The sequence below is a fragment of the Bradyrhizobium sp. MI1.11 genome, from assembly GCF_055811255.1.
Window position 1 is genome coordinate 94,805 of sequence record NZ_JBVVPM010000017.1, and the last position, 19,403, is coordinate 114,207.

Genomic DNA, 19,403 nt, shown 5'->3' on the forward strand with positions numbered 1-19,403 from the left:
TATTTTTTTTTTTTTTTTCTTTTTTTTTTTTTTTTTTTTTCCCCCCCCCCCCCCCCCCCCCCCGGGGGCGCCCCCCCCCCCCCCCCCCCCCCCCCACGAGTTGGATTTGTGGCGACAGCCAGCACGACAATGGCCGCTAACCGCCCACCTTCGCATCCCGGATCGCCTGCCAGATCTTCTGCGGCGTCAGCGGCGTATTCAGCTGGGTGATGCCGAGTTCGGCGAGCGCATCCATCACACCGTTGGTGACGCAGGGCGGACCGCCGATGGCGCCGGATTCGCCGCAGCCCTTGGCGCCGAGCGGATTGGTGCGGCAGGGCGCGGAATCGTCCAGCGTCACAACGATCGGCGGAACGTCGTCGGCGCGCGGGATGCAATAGTCCTGATAGCTCGCGGTGAGCAGCTGGCCGTCGGCATCATAGGACACGCCCTCATACAGCGCCTGACCGATGCCCTGTGCGACGCCGCCGTGGATCTGGCCGCTCACTAGCATCGGGTTCACGGCGACACCGACGTCGTCGACGGTGGTGTAGCGCACGACCTTGGACACGCCGGTCTCGGGGTCGATCTCGACCTCGCAGATATGGGTGCCGTTCGGCCAGCTCGGACCGTCGACCTCGCCTTCGGAATCGACGCTGAGTTTCGCGCCGCCTTCTTTCTCGGCAATGTCGAACAGGCTGATGCGGCGGTCGGTGCCGACCACGGTGAGCATGCCGCCCTGGTATTCGATGTCCTCGATCGAGGTCTCCAGCACGTTCGCCGCCTTCTCGCGCGCCTTCTGGATCAGATCGTTGGAGGAGACCGCGACCGCCGTGCCGCCGACGAACAGCGAACGCGATCCGACGCTGCCGAAGCCCATCGCCAGATCAGTATCGCCCTGGACCACGTCGATCTTGTCCATGGCAATGCCGAGCGTGTCGGAGATCATCTGGGTGTAGGTGGTCTGCAGCCCCTGCCCCATCGCCATGGTGCCGGAATGCAGGACGACGCGGCCCTGCGCGGTCGCGTGCAGGCTGACCTTCTCGGTGTGGGCACGACCGCCGGTCCATTCGATATAGGAGGTGAGCCCACGGCCGTAGAGCAGGCCCTTCTTCTTCGCGGCCTTCTTGCGCGCGGCAAAGCCGTCCCAGTCCGCAAGCTTCACGGCGCGATCGAGCATGTGCGCGAAGGCGCCGGAGTCGTAAACCTGCCCCGCAGCATTGGTGTAGGGCAGTTGCGCCGGCTTGATGTAGTTGGCTTTCCGGATCGCGCGCGGGTCCATGCCGATTTTTCGCGCGGCAGCGTCGAACAGGCGCTCGACGATGAACACGGCCTCGGGCCGGCCCGCACCACGATAGGCGCCGACCGGCGCGGTGTGGGTCATCACCGACTTCACCTCGAAATGCACCAGCGGCAAATCGTAGACGCCGGTCTGCACGAACGGCCCCAGCACCAGCGGAATGATGTTGGCCGCGCCCGAGGAATACGCGCCGGTACAGCCGATCGAGCTGACGCGATAGGCCAGCACCTTGCCTTTCTCGTCGAGTGCGAAGGAAGCGGTCGAGGTCAGATCGCGGCCATGGGTGCCGCCGACGAACTCGTCGGTGCGATCGCCGCGCCAGCGGATTTTTTTGTTCAGCTTGGTTGCGGCGTAAGCAACGATGCCGTCCTCGGGATAGAGGTTGGTCTTCTGGCCAAAGCCGCCGCCGATATCGCCGACCAGGACGCGCACGCTGTCCTTCGGCCGCTTCAGCACGGCCTCGGCCAGCACGTCGCGGGTCGAGGCGGGCGTCTGCGACTGCACATGCAGCAGAAGGCGGCCGGACGTCTTGTCGATCTCGGCAATGGTCGAGCGCGGCTCCATGGCCGACGGCACCAGGCGCTGGCTGACGAGATCGAGCTCGACGGTATGCGCCGCCTTGGCAAAAGCCTCGTCCACCTTGGCGGCATCGCCGTAGCTCATCGCGCCGACGATGTTGTCGGGCGCCTCCGGCCACACCAATGGCGCACCGGGCTTGACCGCCTCGACGGGATCGACCACGGCCGGCTGCACGTCATATTCGACCACGATCGCTTCGGCCGCGCTCTGCGCGTCGGCACGCGAGGAGGCCACCACGGCGGCCACGGCCTCGCCCGCATAGCGCACGATTTCGTGCGCCAGCAGGCGGCGTGGCGGCACCGTCATCGGCTTGCCGTCGGGGCGCTTGAAGATACTCAAGGTCGGGATGATTCCGATGTCGTCCTTGACGAGGTCGGCGCCGGTGTAGACCGCGGTCACGCCAGGCATCGCCGTGGCGGCGGCCGTGTCGATCGAGACGATCTTCGCGTGGGCATGCGGCGAGCGCAGCAGGTACAACCACAGCGCGCCATCTTCCGGCTTGTCGTCGATGAACTGTCCCTTCCCGGTGAGCAGTCGCTGGTCTTCCAAACGCTTGACGGGCTGCCCCGCTCCGAAACGCAAATTGCCGGGAAGAATGTTCATTCCGTGGGGTCCTCAGGGTCTTTTCGAAACTGCGGGCCGCTTTTTAGCGGATCGATCAAGGGCATACCAGCCGCGCTTTTAGGCGGTATATCCGCGATTTCGTCATGCCCGGGCTTGTCCCGGGCATCCACGTACTTTTCGTGTGGAAGCGCGTGGATAGCCGGGACATAGGCGAGCGAAAGCGACGCCGTCCTTCGGACGGCTATGCCCGGCCATGACGAGAGGGGATGGCTACGCCAACTCCCGCAAGGCCGCTTCCACGACCTTGCGCGCATCGGCGGTGAGAGCGGTCTGCGGCGGGACGGGATCGCCGACGTCGTAGCCCTGGATGGCCAAGCCGGCCTTGATGCAAGCCGCCAGGTTGAAGCGGGCAAAAGCCTCGTTGATGCGCCACAGCTTGCGTTGGAGCGCCATCGCCTCGTCCCAGCGGCCAGCCTTGCAGAGATCGTAGAGCGCGACGCTCTGGCGTGGGATGATACAGGCGGGGCCCGCCATCCAGCCGAGCCCGCCGATCAGCATCACCGCGGCCGGAATGTGGGCGGAGGCCGAGAACACCCGCAAGGCATCGCCGCAGCGGTTCATGATCGAGAGCAGCCGGCCGGTGTTGGTCGAGGCGTCCTTGATGTAGCCGATGCGCGGATGCTCGGCGAGGCGCGCGATGGTGTCGAGGGTGAGATCGGAGCGCTGGAATTGCGGATTGGTGTAGATCACGACGGGGATGTCCACGGCATCCGCGATGGCGCGAAAATAGGATTCGATTTGGGCATCGGCGAGGGGGAAATACGCTTCCAGGATCGCCAGAATGCCGTCGGCACCGAGCTTCTGATACGCCTTCGCCTGCGCCACGGCGTCAGCCGTCGAGGTGGAGGCCACGCCCGCGACGACAGGCACGCGTCCCCTTGCCGCCTCGATCGTGGTCTGCACGACCGCGGTGCGTTGGGCGGCATTGAGATAGGCGAACTCGCCGGTCGAGCCGAGCGGGGTCAGACCGTGGACGCCGGCGCTTATCAGATCGTCGCAGAGCCTTGCGAGCACGTTCGTCCGCACTGCGCCGTCGGCAGCGACGGGCGAGACGAGATAGGGGAAGACGCCGCGAAAATCGGACATGTCAGCTGTAAATCCCGGAAACTGGCTTGCGCCTGACCGGTCTTACCAACGCTCGCGCCCGCGATCAAACCCTGATCAGCCGCACCCGCGTGCCCCAGGGATCGATCGCCTCCACGCCATTCGCCAGCGCCGTGACTTTCGCGCCGCCCTTGCGCAGGCGTTCGTCTTGAGCGGCAAGCAGGTCCGGCTTCTCCGTCACCAGCGAAAACCAGGCGAGCCCCGTTGCCTGATCGTCGCGTTGGCCGGCACCCTGGCTCTGCCAGACGTTCATGCCGAGGTGATGATGATAGTGCCCCGACGACAGGAACGCGGCGCCGTTGCGGCTGCGGGTCGGGTCCAGGCCGATGGCACCGTGATAGAAGCGCTCAGCCTGCGTGAGGTCGCCGACGCGCAGATGCATGTGGCCGATGCGCATTCCGTCGGGCGCCTTGGCATAATCAGGCACGCGCGTATTGGTCAGCGACAGCAGCTCGGGAATGTTGAGCTCGTCGGCCGCCATCTTCACGCTGCCCTCGCTCCACTGCCATTGCGAGGGATCGCGGTCGGCATAGACCTCGATGCCGTTGCCTTCGGGGTCGTCGAGATAGACGGATTCGCTAACGAGGTGATCGGCAAAGCCCGACAGCGGCACGCGATGCGAAGCGGCTGCTACCAGCCAGCGCGCCAAGTCCTTGCGGGTCGGCATCAGGAAGGCGGTGTGGTAAAGGCCGGCGGCGTTGCGCGGCTCGATCTCGGCATCAGGACGGGACTCCAGCGCCAGCAGGGTGATACCGGCCGTGCCGAGCCTTGCAGCAGTTGCCGAGCGCTCCATCACGGTGAGTCCGATGACGTCGCGATAGTAGTCCGCAACCTTGTCGAGACTCTTCACCCGGAGCGTCACCATGCCGACCCGCATCGGGGTGCGGCTGGCGTAGGTCGGCCCACCGCCCTGTGGTGCGCCCTCGGCGCGCGCCGCGCCCGCCGCCGCCATTGCAAGCGAGGTGGCGCCGGCGAGTTGAAGCAGGGTGCGGCGGGTGAGGTCGATGGTCATCGGTCAGGGCTCGCTGAAAGGTTTAGGGCCGTGCGGCGCAATTTCTCGATTGCTACACGTTGCCGTGAGCGGCTCCCAATCACATGTTCGTCGGCCGTGGTCTTACGGACCAGCTTTCCCTGCTCATTTCCTGGCCATCCGGCCAGTTTCACAATCGGCCGCGACATCCCAGATTGGGCGCAGCTTACAGGAGCCCCCCATGACCGACTCAACTCCCCTGACCTCCCTATCGTCGGCGCTCGCTGACGTCGTGGCGCGCACCGCGCCCTCCGTCGTCGCCGTGCATTCGCATCGCTCCCGCGCCACCGGCTTCGTCTGGAAACCCGGCCTGATCGTCACCGCCGACGAGGCGCTGGCCGACGAGGGCGACGTCGAGATCGGCCTCCCCGACGGCAGCACCGCGGCCGCCACGATCGCAGGCCGCGACCATACGACGGATGTCGCACTGCTGCGCGTCGATAGCGCGATTGCCCCGGTCAAGCTGGCCACAATTGTGCCGCCCCTCGGCGCGTTGTCGGTTGTTGTCGCCACCAACCGCGATGCGCCGAGCGCCGCGCTCGGCATGGTGTCGCTGTCCGGCAAGAGCTGGCGCTCCTTGCGCGGCGGCGACATCGACGCGCGGATCGAGCTCGACGTCCGCTTGCGCTCTAGCCAGCAGGGCGGCCTCGCGCTCGATGCATCGGGCGAAGCCTTCGGCATGGCCGTGCTCGGCCCGAGGCGTGTGCTGGTGATCCCGACAGCGACGATCGAGCGGGTCGCGGCCCAGTTAGAGGCGCGCGGCCGCATCGCACGCGGATATCTCGGCCTCGGGCTGCAGCCGGTCCGGCTCGACGACGGCGTCGGCGCGATGGTGATGAATGTCGACAAGGCCGGCCCTTCGGCGGCGGCCGGCATCCGCCAGGGCGACGTCATCGTCGCCGTCAACGACCAGAAGCTGTCCGGCGTGCGTGCACTGTCGCGGACGCTGGGTCCGGCGAGCGTGGGCGCGGTGGTCGATATCGCGGCGCGCCGCGGCGGCGAACCGGTCAGCTTCAAGGTCACGATCGGCGAGAGGCCGGCGGCGTGAGCGAGGATATCGCCCCCGAGATCGTTCTGGCCTTGGAGATCGACGATCCCGCCCTCGCCGATCGCCTGGCGGCTCTGCTCGGCCATATCGCCGGGCTTCGCCTCGCCGAACCCGGCGAGAAGGCGGCCGCGACGATTGTCACCCGCGATCCGCGCATCATGCCTGAGGACATCGCGCTGACACAGCGCGAGCTCGATGTGCTGGCGTTGATGGCGGAAGGTGGCTCCAACAAGATGATCGCGCGTCAGCTCGGCATTTCCGTCCACACGGTCAAATTCCATGTCGGCTCGCTGCTCGACAAGCTCGACGCCACCGGCCGAACCGATGCGGTGGCACATGCGGCACGCCGCGGCGTGATCGAACTCTAGGGCAGGTGCGGCGGGAAGCTGAGCTGAACCGTCAGCCCCGGCGCGTTGTCGTGCAGGGCAATCTCGGCGCCATGGAGGCGGGCGACCGCGGCGACCAAGCTTAAGCCGAGGCCGCCGGGGGTGTAGCGACTCTGTTCGAGCCGGTAGAAGCGCTTGAACACATGATCGCGCTCATCAGTGGGAATGCCGGGACCATCGTCGGCGATCGCGATCGTCGCACCGCCGTCGGTGCGGCGGCAGGTGACGATCACCTGCCCGCCTTCGCAGCCGTGCTTGATCGCGTTGTCGACGAGATTGGCGATGGCGTCGAACAGGAGGTCGCGATCGCCCGTGATCGCCACCTCGCGATCGCCGCCCAGACTGAGCCGAGTCGCGACCTGTTCGGCGGCGGCATCGTAGAGCTCGACGACCTCGCCGGCGATTTCGGCGAGATCAAGCGTGCGAAACGCGCTGCGGCGGGCGCGGGTCTCGATCTCCGAGATGCGGGTGATCGAGGCAAACATGCCGAGCACCGCGTCGAGATCGGCGATGGTGTCACCAATCAGAGCCGCGTCGGCCTCGCCATTGCGAGGGGCGTGATAGGCCTTCTCCAGCCGGCCCCGCATGCGCGTCAGCGGCGTACGCAAATCATGGGCGACGTTGTCGCTGACCTGCTTGACCTCGCCCATCAGTGTCTCGATGCGGTCGAGCATCTGGTTGAGGTTTTCGGCGACGCGGTCCCACTCGTCGTGACTGCCGCGCAAGGGAATGCGCTGGTCGAGGCCCGACATCATGATGGCGCGGCTGGTGGCGTTGATCTCCTCGATTCGCCCGACCGTGCGGCGCGTCACCAGCACCGCGGCGAGCCCGGCGAGCACCAGCATCAGCACGGCGACAGCGGCCATCGCGAGCTCGATCATCGCGGTGAAGCTGCTGTGGTCGCCGGCATCGCCGATACGGCTCTGCACATAGGCGATCGTGCCGAAATAGACATAGGCCATGATCGCCGCGACGATCAGCCCAAATGCTGCGATCGCGATCAGCGCAAGGCGGAAGGTCGAGGAGCGGAGCGTTTTAGCCAGGAGCACGGAGACAATATCCGATGCCGCGGATGGTGTGGATCAGCGGATAGGCCTGGGCATCATCGACCTTGCGACGGACGCGCCCGACATAGACGTCGATGATGTTGGTGGAGGGATCGAAATGCAGATCCCAGACATGCTGGAGCAGCATCGCACGCGAGACGACGCGGCCCTCGTTGCGGACGAGATATTCGAGCAGTTGGAATTCCCGCGGCAACAGCGGAATCTTCCGGCCGCGGCGGCTCGCGCTACGTGCGATCAGGTCGACGGCGAGATCGCCAACCCGCAGGATGGTCTCCTTGGCAACGGTGTCGCTGCGCCGGCCGAGCGCCTCCAGCCGCGCCAGCAATTCGGTGAAGGAGAACGGCTTGACCAGATAATCGTCGCCGCCGGCGCGCAAGCCGCGCACGCGGTCGTCGACTTCGCCAAGTGCGGAGATGATCAGGAACGGCGCGGCGATGCCGTCGTCGCGCAACTGGCGCATCACGCTGATGCCGTCGATGTCGGGCAGCATGCGGTCGATGGTGATCACGGCATAGTCGCGCGCGGCGCCGTGGCTGAGGGCCTCGCGCCCGGTGGCGGCGAGATCGACGTCGTAGCCGGAAATCGTCAGCTCCTCGACGAGCTGGCCTGCGGTTTCCGCATCGTCCTCGACGACCAGAATGCGGCGGTGACCTCCGGACATGACAAACTCCGCGCGACGATCGCCACCAGACTATCCCGTTCCGGGGCTGAGCGGAACCGTCCGATGACGATCGCGACAATGGTGCGGTACGGCGATGCTAGTACCAAGAGTCTCCGCACACATTGACCCATTGCCACCCATAGGGCGTCCAGCTCCTGCGCCAACAGCCGTCATTGTAGCCGGCATAGATGAAAGGTGCTCCGAAGAAGAAGCGATGGTGGTGCCGGAAGAAGGCGTGGCGGCCGATGAAGGGCCTGCCGTGCCAGCCGGAACCAGCGAAGCGCGGCCCGATCGCCGCATGCGCGAAGCGGGCGCCGCCGAAGCCCGGTCCGCCGACATGGGCGAAACGGGCGCCACCCATGCCGCCAACGTGCATGCCGCCGAAGCCACCGGCGTGCATGCCGCCGCCAAAGCCTCCCGCGTGCATGCCGCCGCCACCGAAATGCCCGCCACCGCCAAAGCCGCCATGACCTCCGCCGCCAAAACCACCACCGCCGTGGCCGCCGCCTCCACCGCCGCCACGGGCGAGCACCGGTGAAGCGAGCGCCATCACCGCTGCGATCGTCACCGCGGTGAGGCCTTTGAAAAGCCTGTTGTCCATCGAAGCATCCTCCGTACTGCGCGGCGATATTTCTGCCGCGCGAGAAGGATCAGATGAGAGGAAGGGACCGGCACCTTCAACTTACAAACGCGCCAGATTCTGACGCGGAAGTTAGGGAGACGGACCCGCGCTCTCTCCTCGTCATTGCGAGGAGCCCTTGCGACGAAGCAATCCAGAGTCCCGCCGCGGAAAGATTCTGGATTGCTTCGCTGCGCTCGCAATGACGACGCGGATAGAACTCTCGATATATCGAGCAGCGATCCGACACCTCCCAGCAGAAGAGCGGGGAGAGGTTAGAAGCTACGCCCTCTTGCCGCCGTTTTTCTCGGCCGCGCGGCGCAGCGCTTCCGCGAGGGCGCCGCCGCCGGAAGATTCCTGCTGGCGCGGGGCCGACGAGGTCATACGGGACGGATTGCGCGAGCTGTTGTCCCGCTGCATGCCGGGCGCGTCCTTCTTGGCGCCGACCTCGTCGTCGAGCCGCAGCGTCAGCGAGATGCGCTTGCGCGCGACCTCGAAGTCCAGCACCTTCACCTTGACGATGTCGCCGGGCTTCACCACCTCGCGTGGATCCTTGATGTAGGTCCTGGACATCGCCGAGATGTGCACGAGGCCGTCCTGGTGCACGCCGATGTCGACGAAGGCGCCGAACGCGGCGACGTTGGTCACGGTACCCTCGAGGATCATGCCCTTCTTGAGGTGCTTGATCTCCTCGACGCCGTCCATGAACACCGCGGCCTTGAACGCCGGACGCGGGTCGCGGCCGGGCTTCTCGAGCTCGCGCAGGATGTCGGTGACGGTCGGCAGACCAAACGTCTCGTCCACAAAGTCTTTCGGCTTCAGCGTGCGAACGATGTCGCTGCTGCCGATCAGCGCCTTGATGTCGCTTTTGGTGGCGCTGAGAATCCGGCGCACCACCGGATACGCTTCCGGATGCACGCCGGAGGCGTCGAGCGGGTCCTCGCCGCCGAGGATGCGCAGGAAGCCCGCGCACTGCTCGAACGCCTTGGGGCCGAGCCGCGGCACGTCCTTCAGCGCCTTGCGCGACTTGAACGGACCGTTGGCGTCGCGGTGTGCCACGATGCTCGAGGCAAGGCCGGAACCGACGCCCGACACGCGCGCGAGCAGTGGTGCCGAGGCGGTGTTGACGTCGACGCCGACCGCGTTCACGCAGTCTTCGACCACGGCGTCGAGTGATTTGGCGAGCTTGGCCTGACCGAGGTCGTGCTGGTACTGGCCGACGCCGATCGCCTTAGGTTCGATCTTGACGAGCTCGGCGAGCGGATCCTGGAGCCGCCGCGCGATTGACACCGCACCGCGCAGGGTGACATCGAGGCCCGGCAACTCCTCCGAGGCGAAAGCCGAGGCCGAATAGACCGACGCGCCAGCTTCCGACACCACGATCTTGGTCATCTTCAAGTCGGGCAGGCCCTTGACGAGGTCGGCCGCGAGCTTGTCGGTCTCGCGCGAGGCGGTGCCGTTGCCGATCGCGATCAGCTCGACGCGATGCTTCAATGCGAGCTTGCCGAGGATCGCAAGCGCCTCGTTCCACTGTCGCTGCGGCTCGTGCGGATAGATCACGGCAGTATCCACCACCTTGCCGGTCGCATCGGTGACGGCAACCTTGACGCCGGTGCGGAAGCCGGGATCGAGTCCCATGGTGACGCGGGTGCCGGCCGGCGCGGCCAGCAGGAGGTCGCGCAGGTTCGAGGCGAACACGCGCACGGCTTCGGTCTCGGCCGCATTCCACAGCCGCATGCGCAGGTCGATGTTGAGATGCACCTGGATCTTGGTGCGCCAGGCCCAGCGCACGGTGTCGATCATCCAGCGGTCGCCGGCGCGCTTGAGGTCGGCGATGCCGAACCGCTTCATGATCTTCAGCTCATAGACGCTCGGCACGCCCGGCGGCGATGCTTCGGCCTCGGCCTGGATCTGGAGATCGAGGATCTCTTCCTTCTCGCCGCGGAACATCGCGAGGATGCGGTGCGAGGGCAGCTTCGTCAGCGGCTCGGAGAACTCGAAATAATCGGCAAACTTTTCGCCCTCGGTCTTCTTGCCGTCGCGCACCTTGGAGGCCATGCGCGCATTGGTCCACACCTCTTCGCGAAGCGCGCCGATCAGGTCGGCGTCTTCGTCGAAACGCTCGACGAGGATGGCGCGGGCGCCGTCGAGCGCCGCAGCGGCATCAGCAACACCCTTCTCGGCATTGACGAAGGCCTCAGCGACGACCTTCGGATCGTTGGTGGGGTCGGCCATGAGCTGATTGGCGAGCGGCTCGAGGCCGGCTTCCTTGGCGATCTCCGCCTTGGTGCGGCGCTTCGGCTTGAACGGCAGATAGATGTCTTCGAGGCGTGCCTTGCTGTCGGCGGCGAGAATGGAGGCTTCCAGCGCGGCATCGAGCTTGCCCTGCTCGCGGACCGATTCGAGGATGGCCTTGCGGCGGTCCTCGAGCTCGCGCAGGTAACCCAGGCGCTCCTCCAGCGTGCGCAATTGCGCATCGTCGAGCGCACCGGTCGCTTCCTTGCGGTAGCGGGCGATGAAGGGAACCGTGGCGCCGCCGTCGAGCAGCGCCACTGTCGCCTCGACCTGCTCCGCCCGAACCCCAAGCTCCTGCGCAATTTTCTGGTTGATATTTGCCACGCGAGAACCCCTCTATCCAAGCACGCATCGCGGAGGCGAACCACCGGCTGCGGGACGCCGCTTATGGACCAATCGAGGTTGATTCATCAAGGTGCAGCGAGCGGCCGTCGACAAGGGATTTTTTGTCGAAGCGATGCGATCTCGCCACAATCGTGGGTACGGCCAAGACGACGCACATCTTCCGTCGTCGTCCTGGCGAAAGCCAGGACCCATACCGCGGAATCCATCGACCATGGGCGGTATCAATACCGAACGACGAGCCTTCGCCAAACTTCTCCGTGGGGTAATGGGTCCTGGCTTTCGCCGGGACGACGATGGATTGCCTCGACACCTTGACAGGCGCCCCGGTTCGACGGCTGTTTTGTCGGCCGGGCTCCTGAACCCCATGTGAGGACTACAATGCGGACGACATCGGTCGGCGTCTTCAAGGTCGCCACCAAAGGCCCCGGCGACGTCTCCGGATTGATGGCCATGATCGGCTCCGGCGCGATTGATCCGGCATCCATCCTGGCCATCCTCGGCAAGACCGAAGGCAATGGCGGCGTCAACGACTTTACCCGGGAATATGCCGTTGCCGCGCTGTGCACGGCGCTGGCGCCGCAGCTCGGCCTGTCGCCGCAGGAGGTCGAGCAGCGCATCGCTTTCGTGATGTCCGGCGGCACCGAGGGCGTGCTTAGCCCGCACATCACGGTGTTCACGCGCCAGGACGTCCAGCAGCGCCCGCCGGGCATCTCGGGCAAGCGCCTGAGCATCGGCATGGCGCACACGCGGGATTTTCTCCCTGAAGAGCTCGGCCGCTCCGCTCAGATCACGGAGACAGCCAAGGCCGTGAAGGCCGCGATGGCGGATGCCGGGATCGCCGATCCCGCCGACGTCCATTTCGTGCAGATCAAATGCCCGCTGCTCACCAGCGAGCGCGTCGAAGCGGCGAATGCGCGCGGCCACAAGACGGCGACGACCAGCGCCTACAGTTCGATGGCCTATTCGCGCGGCGCCTCCGCGCTCGGGGTTGCAGTCGCGCTCGGCGAGATCGCAACCGACCTACGAGACGACGACGTGCTGCGGCGCTACGATCTGTTTTCGAACGTCGCCTCGACCTCGTCCGGAATCGAGCTGATGCACAACGTCGTCATCGTGCTCGGCAATTCGATGTCCTCGACGAGCGAATTCGAGATCGGGCATGCCGTGATGAGCGATGCGATCGACGCTGCCGCCGTGCTCGCGGCGCTGGAGAGCGTTGGGCTCTGTGCCGCGCCGCAGACGACGACCGGCCGCGAGCTCGTCAACATCTTCGCCAAGGCCGAGGCCTCGCCTGATGGCAGCGTGCGCGGCTTCCGCCACACCATGCTGGAAGATACCGATATCAGCTCGACGCGCCACGCCCGGGCTGCCGTCGGCGGCCTGATTGCCGGCCTCGCCGGCACCGGGGCGGTCTACGTCTCCGGCGGCGCCGAGCACCAGGGCCCCGCTGGCGGCGGGCCGGTCGCGGTGATCGCAAAGCTCTCGGATTGATGCGTGCGCATGCAATGGAGGATTACCTCTCCATCCCGCGCAACCCTGCCCTTCGCGCCGCCTCAGTTGATTAAAATGTTCCCGTGCGAAACTAAGGTGGCGCCGCACGAAGAGGTTTGGATCGCATGACTTTCCCGATGAGCTGGAACGAATGGGCGCAGCACGATGGCGTGGGACTGGCCGCGCGCGTCCGCAAGGGCGAGCTCACGGCAAAGGAGTTGGCGCGTCAGGCCGCTGCGGGCGTTGCCAAGGTCAATCCGGCACTGTCGGGCGTGGTCGAGCTGTTCGATGACGTGATCGCCGATCCGGCCAAGGACGGCGCCAATCTTGCCGGCCCGTTCGCCGGCCTGCCCTTCCTGATGAAGGACCTCGGCCCGACCATGAAGGGCCGGCTCCAGGAGATGGGCTCGCTGCTGATGCGCGGCAATCGCGCCAACGCCGACACGTTCCTGACCGGCAAATTCCGCCAGTCCGGACTGAACCTGATCGGACGCACCACGACGCCGGAATTCGGCGTATGCAGCTCGGCCGACAATCCGGCCGTCTATGTCACGCGCAATCCCTGGGACACCGACTACACCACCTGCGGCTCCTCGGCCGGCAGCGCCGCGATGGTGGCGGCCGGCGTGGTGCCGATCGCGCATGCGACCGACGGCGGCGGCTCTATCCGCATTCCCGCCGGCGTCAACGGCAATATCGGCCTGAAAGTCTCGCGCGGCGTGTTCTCGCTCGCACCGCACATGTCCGATCTCACCGGCCTCGTCTCGATCCAGGGTTGCCAGTCGCGCTCGGTGCGCGACACCGCCGCCTTCGTCGACCATGCCAGGGGAGCGGCGCCGGGCGAGTTCATGCCGTTCTGGACCACGGCGCAACCATACTCCGAGATGATCAAACGCGATCCGTCAAAACTTCGCATCGCGCTGTCGCACAGCTGGGGCGACTACACCGCGACGCCAGAGATCGCGGCCGAGCTGGCAAAGGCCGGCCGCTTCCTCGAAGGCCTCGGCCATCACGTCGACTACGGCCTGCCCGAGCTCGACTTCCGCGCCGCGTTCAAGGCGCAGACCACCTGCTATATCTCGAATTTTGCCGTGGTAATCTCCAACATGCTCGCCGCGCGCGGGCTGGAGCGGCCCCCGGAAGACCTCATCGAGCCCATGAACATCCGGATCTGGGAAGCCGGCCGGCATACGAGCTTCGCCGAGCGGGCGAAGATGCAAGGCGTGTTCAACACGACCTCACGCGCCTTCGGCGCCTTCTTCGAGCAGTGGGACGTGATCCTGACGCCGATCACCGCGCTGCCGACGCCGAAGGTCGGCACCCGGGAATATCTCACCATCTCCGACAATCCTGACGTGCTCGACTGGTTCGGCAATCTCTGGCGCTTCTTCGCCTTCACGCCGCTCGCCAATCTCTGCGGCATGCCGGCGATCTCGATGCCGATGGCCACGCAGGACCACGGCCTGCCGCTCGGCATCCAGGCGATTGCGAAACAGGCCAATGACGGCCTGCTGCTGCAACTCGCCGCCCAGATCGAGCGCGCGCTCGACGGCAAGTGGAACGATGGCAGGAAGCCGAAGGTGCATGTGAGCTGAGCGAGTTGATCGCATTAACTTGCGATCCGCCGCTTGCCTCAGTTCTTCACCGTCGGAATTTCCTCCGGCCGGGGCTCCTGCTGACCCTGCTGGTACATCGCCAATGCCTTGTCGAGCGCTTCGCGCAGGGCCAGCGCGGCGGCCACGCTGCAGCGCAGATGCGCGGTCTGGACCACGTCGACCCTGACGGCGGCGCCGACCGGCATCAGAAGGTTCGCAGCAAGCTCGATCTGGATAGCGCCGTTGTGGTGGCCGAAGCAGGACGCACCGTCGAAATAGATGATCGGCGCCCGCTCCGAGCTCGAGGTCGAAATGATGACGGGCCCCTGGCTGGTGGCGGGCATTTCGGGATCGGCCATGGGCACTCCTTGCGGCTGGTCGAACGAACGAGGCGCCCACCATCGTTGCTTCGGCCGGCCCTGTCGAGGCCAAACCGGCCTCGGAACTCCTGCCGCGGGACGCCCATCCGGGGTTTTGCACCGCGCCCGCCGCTGGTTTAGAACGTCCTCATGTCCAGCTCACCGACCACACTTTCGTTCGAGGACCTCGCCGAGGCGATCAAGGGCCGCCGCTCCGATTACGGCCAGATCAGCGGACTCCAGCTCGACCGCTTCGCACCTCGCGAGGCCTGGTCCAGCCTGCCCTACCGGCCCGTCTTCGTCGGCGACACCGAGACCGGCGTGCTGCATGGCGGGGTCGTCACCGCGATGCTGGACGAGAGCTGCGGCATGGCCGTGCAGCTCGCGCTCGACGGCACGAGCGCAATCGCGACGCTCGATCTGCGCATCGACTATCAGAAGCCGGCAACGCCGGGCCTCGACATCAAGGCGCATTCGGTCTGCTACCGCACCACGCGTTCGATCGCCTTCGTGCGCTCCACCGCCTATCAGGAGTCCGAGGACGATCCGGTCGCGACCGCGACCGCCTGTTTCATGATCGGCGCCAACCGCACCAACATGCTCGCGGATCGCAGGACAGATTCGCCCGGCATCTCGACGCTGGAGGCGCCGGACGATCCGGAAGGCCCGTTCGCCAACAGCCCGTTCGCGCGCTGCCTCGGCATTCGCGTCAACGACGACGACACGCTGACAATGCCGTTCTCGCCAAAGATCATCGGCAATCCGATCCTGCCTGCGATCCATGGCGGCATGACCGGCGCCTTCCTCGAGACCACCGCGATCTTCGGAGTGGCGCGCGAGCTCGGCGCCGCCGCACTGCCCAAGCCGATCGGACTGACCGTCAACTATCTGCGCTCCGGCCGCGCGCTCGACACCTTCGCCAACGTCTCGATCGTGAAGCAGGGCCGGCGCATCGTCGCCTTCGAGGCGCGAGCCTGGCAGGACGATGCGAACAAGCCGATCGCCACCGCCTTCGGCCATTTCATGCTGCGGCCGACGCCCGGAAACGACGAGGAATAGGCGCATTTTCCCTTGACGGCCAAGGTCCGGGCCACAACGATAGTGCGTTTTCTGCGAGAGGTATTGGGTTGCGGCATCCGCTCGACATCGTCGCCATGTTCGCCGCGCTCTGGCTGCTGGCAGCGATGGTGCTCGACGCGCTGACGCCGAAGGAGCTGACGACGGTGATGATCGGCATCGCCATCGGACCCGCCGTCGTCATCACTGCCGTGTTCTACTATCTGCGCTGCCCGCGCACCGATTTCGCGGTGATGTTCGCCGCGCTCTGGCTGATCTCCGACATCGCCATCGCGTTCATCTCACCGGCCCAGCTGCCGCACTTCCTGATCGCGCTCGGCTTCGTGCCGGCGCTGCTGATCGGCATCGTGCTGCACTGGCAACGCTTCCAGCGCCGCCATGAGCGGCTGCCCGTACCGTCGGTCAAGCGCGGTTAGCGCGGCAGCAGATTGGTCTTGGCGAGATCGACGACCTCGTCGCCGCGGCCGTTCATCACGGCGCGCAAGACCCAGAGGCTGAAGCCCTTGATCTGTTCGGGCGTGATGGTCGGCGGCATCGACAGCTCCTGCTTGGCGGTGACGACATCGAGCAGCGCCGGCCCGTCGTGGGCCAGCATCTCTTTCATGGCGCCCGGGAGCTCGCCGGGATCCTCGACGCGCCTTGCAAGGATGCCCATCGCGCGCGCCATCGCCGCGAAGTCCGGGTTTTCCAGATCGACATTGGTGTCGACGAAGCCGGCCGCCTTCATCTCCAGTGCGACGAAGCCGAGCACGCCGTTGTTGAAGATGACCACCTTCACCGGCAGCTTCATCTGGGTCAGCGTGATCAGATCGCCCATCAGCATGGTGAAGCCGCCGTCGCCTGAGAGCGAGATCACCTGGCGGCCGGGCTGCGCGGCCTGCGCGCCGATCGCCTGCGGCATTGCGTTGGCCATCGAGCCGTGCACGAACGAGCCGATCAGCCGGCGGCGGCCGTTCATGTCGAGATAGCGCGCGGCCCACACCGTCGGCGTGCCGACATCGGCGGTGAACACCGCATCATCGCTGGCATGGTCGCTGATGACCTTTGCGAGATATTGCGGATGGATCGGCTTGGCTCCGGGCGTGCCCTTCGCGAGCGAGTCCAGGCCCTCGCGTGCCTTCTTGTAAAGCGCGATCGCATCGTCGAGATGCTTGCGCCGCGTCTTGGCCTCGAGCAGCGGCAGCAGCGCCTCGATGGTGAGCTTGACGTCGCCGACAAGGCCGAGATCGATCTTGCAGCGCCGCCCGAGATTTTCCGGACGGATGTCGATCTGCGCGATCTTCGCATCGGTCGGGAAGAACTGCTTGTAGGGAAAATCAGTGCCGAGCATCACGAGCGCGTCGCAGGCGTGCATGGCGGCATAGCCGGAGGAGAAGCCGATGAAGCCGGTCATGCCGACGTCGTAGGGATTGTCGTATTCGACATGTTCTTTGCCGCCCAGCGCATGCACGATCGGGCTCTTCAAGGCTTCCGCAAGCTGCATCAGCGGCGCATGCGCGCCAGCGCAGCCGCGGCCGCAGAACAGGGTGATGCGTTCGGCGCCGTTCAAGAGGTCCGCGAGCACCTTCAGCTCATCGGCCTGCGGCACGACCTTCGGCGCCGACAGCGCAAGGCCACGCGCCGTCGACAGCGCGCGCTTCGGTGGGCTGCGGAAGGCGACGTCGCCCGGCATGGCGACGACGGCAACGCCGCGCATGCCGACAGCCGCACGGATAGCGTTTTCCAGCACGTAGGGCAGCTGACTCGGATCGGAGACCAGCTCGCAATAATGGCTGCACTCGCGGAACAGGTTTTGCGGATGGGTCTCCTGGAAATAGCCGCTGCCGATCTCGGCGGTCGGGATCTGTGCGGCGATCGCCAGCACGGGAACGCGACTGCGATGGGCATCGAACAGGCCGTTGATCAGATGCAGATTGCCGGGACCGCACGAGCCCGCGCACACCGCAAGACTGCCCGTCATCTCCGCTTCGCCGGCCGCGGCAAAGGCCGCAACCTCTTCATGCCGGACATGGATCCACTCGATCGTTCCGCGCCGCCGCAGCGCTTCGGTCAACGCATTCAGGCTGTCGCCGACGATGCCGTAGATGCGCTTGACGCCGGCCTGTTCGAGCGTTGCCACGAACAAATCGGCCACGTTGTTGATCGCCATGTCGGTCTCCTGATCTCGCTTCTGCGGCAAGATAGGATAAAGCCCGGGTGTGACGGCATCACGGCTTGTTTATTGCCGTTTCAGTCTTTCGCAATCGCCCGATCGTAGGCCGCAATCGTCACCTTTGCGCGAGCGGCAACGTCCGTTGCCGTCATGCCGGGCTTGTAGAGGCTGGAGCCGAGCCCGAACGCGGTGACGCCGCCCATGATGTACTCCGCGAAATTCTGCTCGGAGACGCCGCCGACGGCGGCGATCATCGCCCCGGCCGGCAGCACGGCACGGATCGCAGCGATACCGGACGCGCCGAGCACGCTGGCGGGAAAGAATTTCAGGCCCGACGCGCCGGAGCGCGCGGCAAGCAGTGCCTCGGTCGGCGAAAACACGCCCGGCAATGTCACCATGGCGTACTGATGTGCACGCGTGAGCACTTGTGTGTCGACATTCGGCGACACCATCAGCTTGCCGCCGACATCGTTGAGCCGATCGACATCCGGAGTGGTCAGCACTGTGCCGGCGCCGATCAGCACATCGGCCGGCGCCTGTTTCACGGCTGTTGCGATGGAGCGGAACGGGTCGGGCGAGTTCAGCGGAATCTCGATTGCGGTCATGCCGGCTTCGATCAGCACGCCGACGATAGCCTGCGTTTCCTCGGGCTTCACGCCGCGCAGGATCGCGACCAGTGGCCGCTTCATCGCCGGAAAGGGAACGCTCATCTCGACAGTCCTCTCATTGCGTCCAGATCGCGGCAGCCGCCATCGACAGACCGCGGCGGACCGCTTCATCGGCATCGACCTGGTTCACGGCGACCGACAGCGCGTCGAAAGCCAGCCTATACAGCATCGCGAGCCGCCCCGAGGCAATCAGCGTGATGCCAGCTTTCGACATCGCGCCGGAAAGCCCCGCCGCCAGCTCGACGCCGATCAACGTGCCCGACAGCGTTTCGCGCGCCGCGGCCGGTGTGCTCCCGAACAGGAGCTGACGCGAGCGCGCGCCGAACAGAAAATTAGCCGCGAAGGCCGGTGCTTCGTACGCGGCCTTCACCGCCGCCTTGAAGCTCGCGACATCCTCGGCGTCTTCGGCGCCGGCGACCGCAAGCGACAAAATCGTCTCGCGCGACACGACGCTGAAGAGCTCGCCGGTCATGAAGGTGGAGAAATGCGCGACCGTGCCGTCCTTCACGCGCACCCATTTCGAATGCGTGCCGGGCATGCAGACTAGCGCTTCGCCGGCGGCATCGAGCCCGAGCGCGCCGAGCAGCTGCGTTTCCTCGCCGCGCATCACGTCCGGCGCTTTTGCATCGCGCTGCGCGATACCCGGCAAGATGCGAATGTCGCGCGCTTCGCCGGGCACGCCCGCGGCCTGCTTCAGAACAGCGGAGAGTGGTGCCGGCGTGTCGACATAACCGGCCTCGACCCAGCCGGTACGCGCGCCGGCCATGCCGCAGACGAGGACGGGCAGATGATCGGGAGCCTCGACTGCCGCGAGATGCGATTGCAGCACGGCGGGAAAGCCGGCCTTCGCGGCGGCCAGCATGCCCTCATCGCTGCGGCGCTCGGCCAGCACCTCGCCGGCGCGGTCGATCAGCCAGAGTCGGAAGCTGCTGGTGCCCCAGTCTACCGCGACATAGGCAGGTTCAGTCATCTCGATTCGTATCCTCGTCTCACCGCCGAGACGCCGTCTCGCGACAGTGAGACG

At 66.1% G+C, this 19,403-nt stretch carries 17 protein-coding genes; 6 read left to right on the forward strand and 11 right to left on the reverse strand.

Features of this window, described 5'->3' with window-relative positions; genetic code table 11:
* Positions 1 to 136 precede the first annotated feature (136 nt).
* The 3 genes from AC0L30_RS18650 to AC0L30_RS18660 form a co-directional block, all read right to left on the reverse strand.
* Positions 137 to 2,461: a xanthine dehydrogenase family protein molybdopterin-binding subunit gene (locus AC0L30_RS18650; protein ID WP_473404931.1), complete on the reverse strand. Its 2,325-nt coding sequence runs from the start codon at positions 2,459 to 2,461 to the stop codon at positions 137 to 139.
* 231 nt (positions 2,462 to 2,692) lie between these two features.
* A complete protein-coding gene (locus tag AC0L30_RS18655) occupies positions 2,693 to 3,568 on the reverse strand; it encodes a dihydrodipicolinate synthase family protein (RefSeq protein WP_473404932.1) in 876 nt (291 codons plus the stop codon).
* Positions 3,569 to 3,632: 64 nt separating this feature from the next.
* Positions 3,633 to 4,598, reverse strand: coding sequence for a VOC family protein (locus AC0L30_RS18660; RefSeq protein ID WP_473404933.1), 966 nt, complete (start codon positions 4,596 to 4,598; stop codon positions 3,633 to 3,635).
* 199 nt (positions 4,599 to 4,797) lie between these two features.
* Between AC0L30_RS18660 and AC0L30_RS18665 the strand changes: the two genes are divergently transcribed.
* On the forward strand, positions 4,798 to 5,664 hold the full coding sequence (locus AC0L30_RS18665) for a S1C family serine protease (RefSeq protein ID WP_007596547.1): 867 nt from the start codon (positions 4,798 to 4,800) through the stop codon (positions 5,662 to 5,664).
* Positions 5,661 to 6,032, forward strand: a complete 372-nt coding sequence (locus tag AC0L30_RS18670; RefSeq protein ID WP_007596549.1) for a response regulator transcription factor — start codon at positions 5,661 to 5,663, stop codon at positions 6,030 to 6,032. Before AC0L30_RS18665 ends, AC0L30_RS18670 begins: the two co-directional genes overlap by 4 nt.
* Here AC0L30_RS18670 and AC0L30_RS18675 read toward each other — a convergent pair.
* The 4 genes from AC0L30_RS18675 to AC0L30_RS18690 form a co-directional block, all read right to left on the reverse strand.
* On the reverse strand, positions 6,029 to 7,099 hold the full coding sequence (locus AC0L30_RS18675) for a sensor histidine kinase (RefSeq protein WP_473404934.1): 1,071 nt from the start codon (positions 7,097 to 7,099) through the stop codon (positions 6,029 to 6,031). The two genes, AC0L30_RS18670 and AC0L30_RS18675, sit on opposite strands and share 4 nt — an antisense overlap.
* Positions 7,086 to 7,778, reverse strand: a complete 693-nt coding sequence (locus AC0L30_RS18680) for a response regulator transcription factor (RefSeq protein ID WP_219683023.1) — start codon at positions 7,776 to 7,778, stop codon at positions 7,086 to 7,088. The genes AC0L30_RS18675 and AC0L30_RS18680 overlap by 14 nt, the downstream gene beginning before the upstream one ends.
* Positions 7,779 to 7,875: 97 nt before the next feature.
* Positions 7,876 to 8,379: a hypothetical protein gene (locus AC0L30_RS18685; protein WP_007596555.1), complete on the reverse strand. Its 504-nt coding sequence runs from the start codon at positions 8,377 to 8,379 to the stop codon at positions 7,876 to 7,878.
* A 300-nt stretch (positions 8,380 to 8,679) separates the two neighbouring features.
* The gene (locus AC0L30_RS18690) at positions 8,680 to 11,016 is read right to left on the reverse strand and encodes a Tex family protein (RefSeq protein WP_007596557.1); all 2,337 of its coding nucleotides are present in this window, start codon (positions 11,014 to 11,016) and stop codon (positions 8,680 to 8,682) included.
* A gap of 399 nt (positions 11,017 to 11,415) precedes the next feature.
* Between AC0L30_RS18690 and atzD the strand changes: the two genes are divergently transcribed.
* Both atzD and AC0L30_RS18700 read left to right on the forward strand, forming a co-directional pair.
* Complete coding sequence (atzD, locus tag AC0L30_RS18695; protein ID WP_473404935.1) at positions 11,416 to 12,528, forward strand: cyanuric acid amidohydrolase; 1,113 nt, start codon at positions 11,416 to 11,418, stop codon at positions 12,526 to 12,528.
* A gap of 125 nt (positions 12,529 to 12,653) precedes the next feature.
* Positions 12,654 to 14,123 (forward strand): amidase, encoded by a 1,470-nt coding sequence (locus AC0L30_RS18700; RefSeq protein ID WP_473404936.1) that lies wholly within the window; start codon positions 12,654 to 12,656, stop codon positions 14,121 to 14,123.
* 38 nt (positions 14,124 to 14,161) lie between these two features.
* Here the strand turns inward: AC0L30_RS18700 and AC0L30_RS18705 are convergent, their stop codons facing one another.
* Positions 14,162 to 14,482, reverse strand: coding sequence for a hypothetical protein (locus AC0L30_RS18705; protein WP_007596563.1), 321 nt, complete (start codon positions 14,480 to 14,482; stop codon positions 14,162 to 14,164).
* Between the two features lie 150 nt (positions 14,483 to 14,632).
* Between AC0L30_RS18705 and AC0L30_RS18710 the strand changes: the two genes are divergently transcribed.
* Both AC0L30_RS18710 and AC0L30_RS18715 read left to right on the forward strand, forming a co-directional pair.
* Positions 14,633 to 15,541, forward strand: coding sequence for a PaaI family thioesterase (locus AC0L30_RS18710; protein WP_354169400.1), 909 nt, complete (start codon positions 14,633 to 14,635; stop codon positions 15,539 to 15,541).
* Between the two features lie 68 nt (positions 15,542 to 15,609).
* A complete protein-coding gene (locus AC0L30_RS18715; RefSeq protein WP_219683019.1) occupies positions 15,610 to 15,975 on the forward strand; it encodes a hypothetical protein in 366 nt (121 codons plus the stop codon).
* On the opposite strand, the gene poxB is transcribed toward AC0L30_RS18715, so the two are convergent.
* The 3 genes from poxB to AC0L30_RS18730 all read right to left on the reverse strand — a co-directional run bounded on the left by poxB (position 15,972) and on the right by AC0L30_RS18730 (position 19,349).
* A complete protein-coding gene (gene poxB / locus AC0L30_RS18720; protein ID WP_473404937.1) occupies positions 15,972 to 17,708 on the reverse strand; it encodes a ubiquinone-dependent pyruvate dehydrogenase in 1,737 nt (578 codons plus the stop codon). The two genes, AC0L30_RS18715 and poxB, sit on opposite strands and share 4 nt — an antisense overlap.
* Before the next feature lie 80 nt (positions 17,709 to 17,788).
* Positions 17,789 to 18,421, reverse strand: a complete 633-nt coding sequence (locus AC0L30_RS18725; protein ID WP_473404938.1) for a 2-dehydro-3-deoxy-6-phosphogalactonate aldolase — start codon at positions 18,419 to 18,421, stop codon at positions 17,789 to 17,791.
* 13 nt (positions 18,422 to 18,434) lie between these two features.
* Positions 18,435 to 19,349: a 2-dehydro-3-deoxygalactonokinase gene (locus tag AC0L30_RS18730; protein WP_473404940.1), complete on the reverse strand. Its 915-nt coding sequence runs from the start codon at positions 19,347 to 19,349 to the stop codon at positions 18,435 to 18,437.
* Between the last annotated feature and the right edge of the window lie 54 nt (positions 19,350 to 19,403).

Bases quoted from the DNA above. Each gene is read 5' to 3' on its own strand.
- AC0L30_RS18650 (WP_473404931.1), bottom strand. From the start codon at position 2,461: ATGAACATTCTTCCCGGCAATTTGCGTTTCGGAGCGGGGCAGCCCGTC.
- AC0L30_RS18655 (WP_473404932.1), bottom strand. From the start codon at position 3,568: ATGTCCGATTTTCGCGGCGTCTTCCCCTATCTCGTCTCGCCCGTCGCT.
- AC0L30_RS18660 (WP_473404933.1), bottom strand. From the start codon at position 4,598: ATGACCATCGACCTCACCCGCCGCACCCTGCTTCAACTCGCCGGCGCC.
- AC0L30_RS18665 (WP_007596547.1), top strand. From the start codon at position 4,798: ATGACCGACTCAACTCCCCTGACCTCCCTATCGTCGGCGCTCGCTGAC.
- AC0L30_RS18680 (WP_219683023.1), bottom strand. From the start codon at position 7,778: ATGTCCGGAGGTCACCGCCGCATTCTGGTCGTCGAGGACGATGCGGAA.
- AC0L30_RS18685 (WP_007596555.1), bottom strand. From the start codon at position 8,379: ATGGACAACAGGCTTTTCAAAGGCCTCACCGCGGTGACGATCGCAGCG.
- atzD (WP_473404935.1), top strand. From the start codon at position 11,416: ATGCGGACGACATCGGTCGGCGTCTTCAAGGTCGCCACCAAAGGCCCC.
- AC0L30_RS18700 (WP_473404936.1), top strand. From the start codon at position 12,654: ATGACTTTCCCGATGAGCTGGAACGAATGGGCGCAGCACGATGGCGTG.
- AC0L30_RS18705 (WP_007596563.1), bottom strand. From the start codon at position 14,482: ATGGCCGATCCCGAAATGCCCGCCACCAGCCAGGGGCCCGTCATCATT.
- AC0L30_RS18710 (WP_354169400.1), top strand. From the start codon at position 14,633: ATGTCCAGCTCACCGACCACACTTTCGTTCGAGGACCTCGCCGAGGCG.
- poxB (WP_473404937.1), bottom strand. From the start codon at position 17,708: ATGGCGATCAACAACGTGGCCGATTTGTTCGTGGCAACGCTCGAACAG.
- AC0L30_RS18725 (WP_473404938.1), bottom strand. From the start codon at position 18,421: ATGAGCGTTCCCTTTCCGGCGATGAAGCGGCCACTGGTCGCGATCCTG.
- AC0L30_RS18730 (WP_473404940.1), bottom strand. From the start codon at position 19,349: ATGACTGAACCTGCCTATGTCGCGGTAGACTGGGGCACCAGCAGCTTC.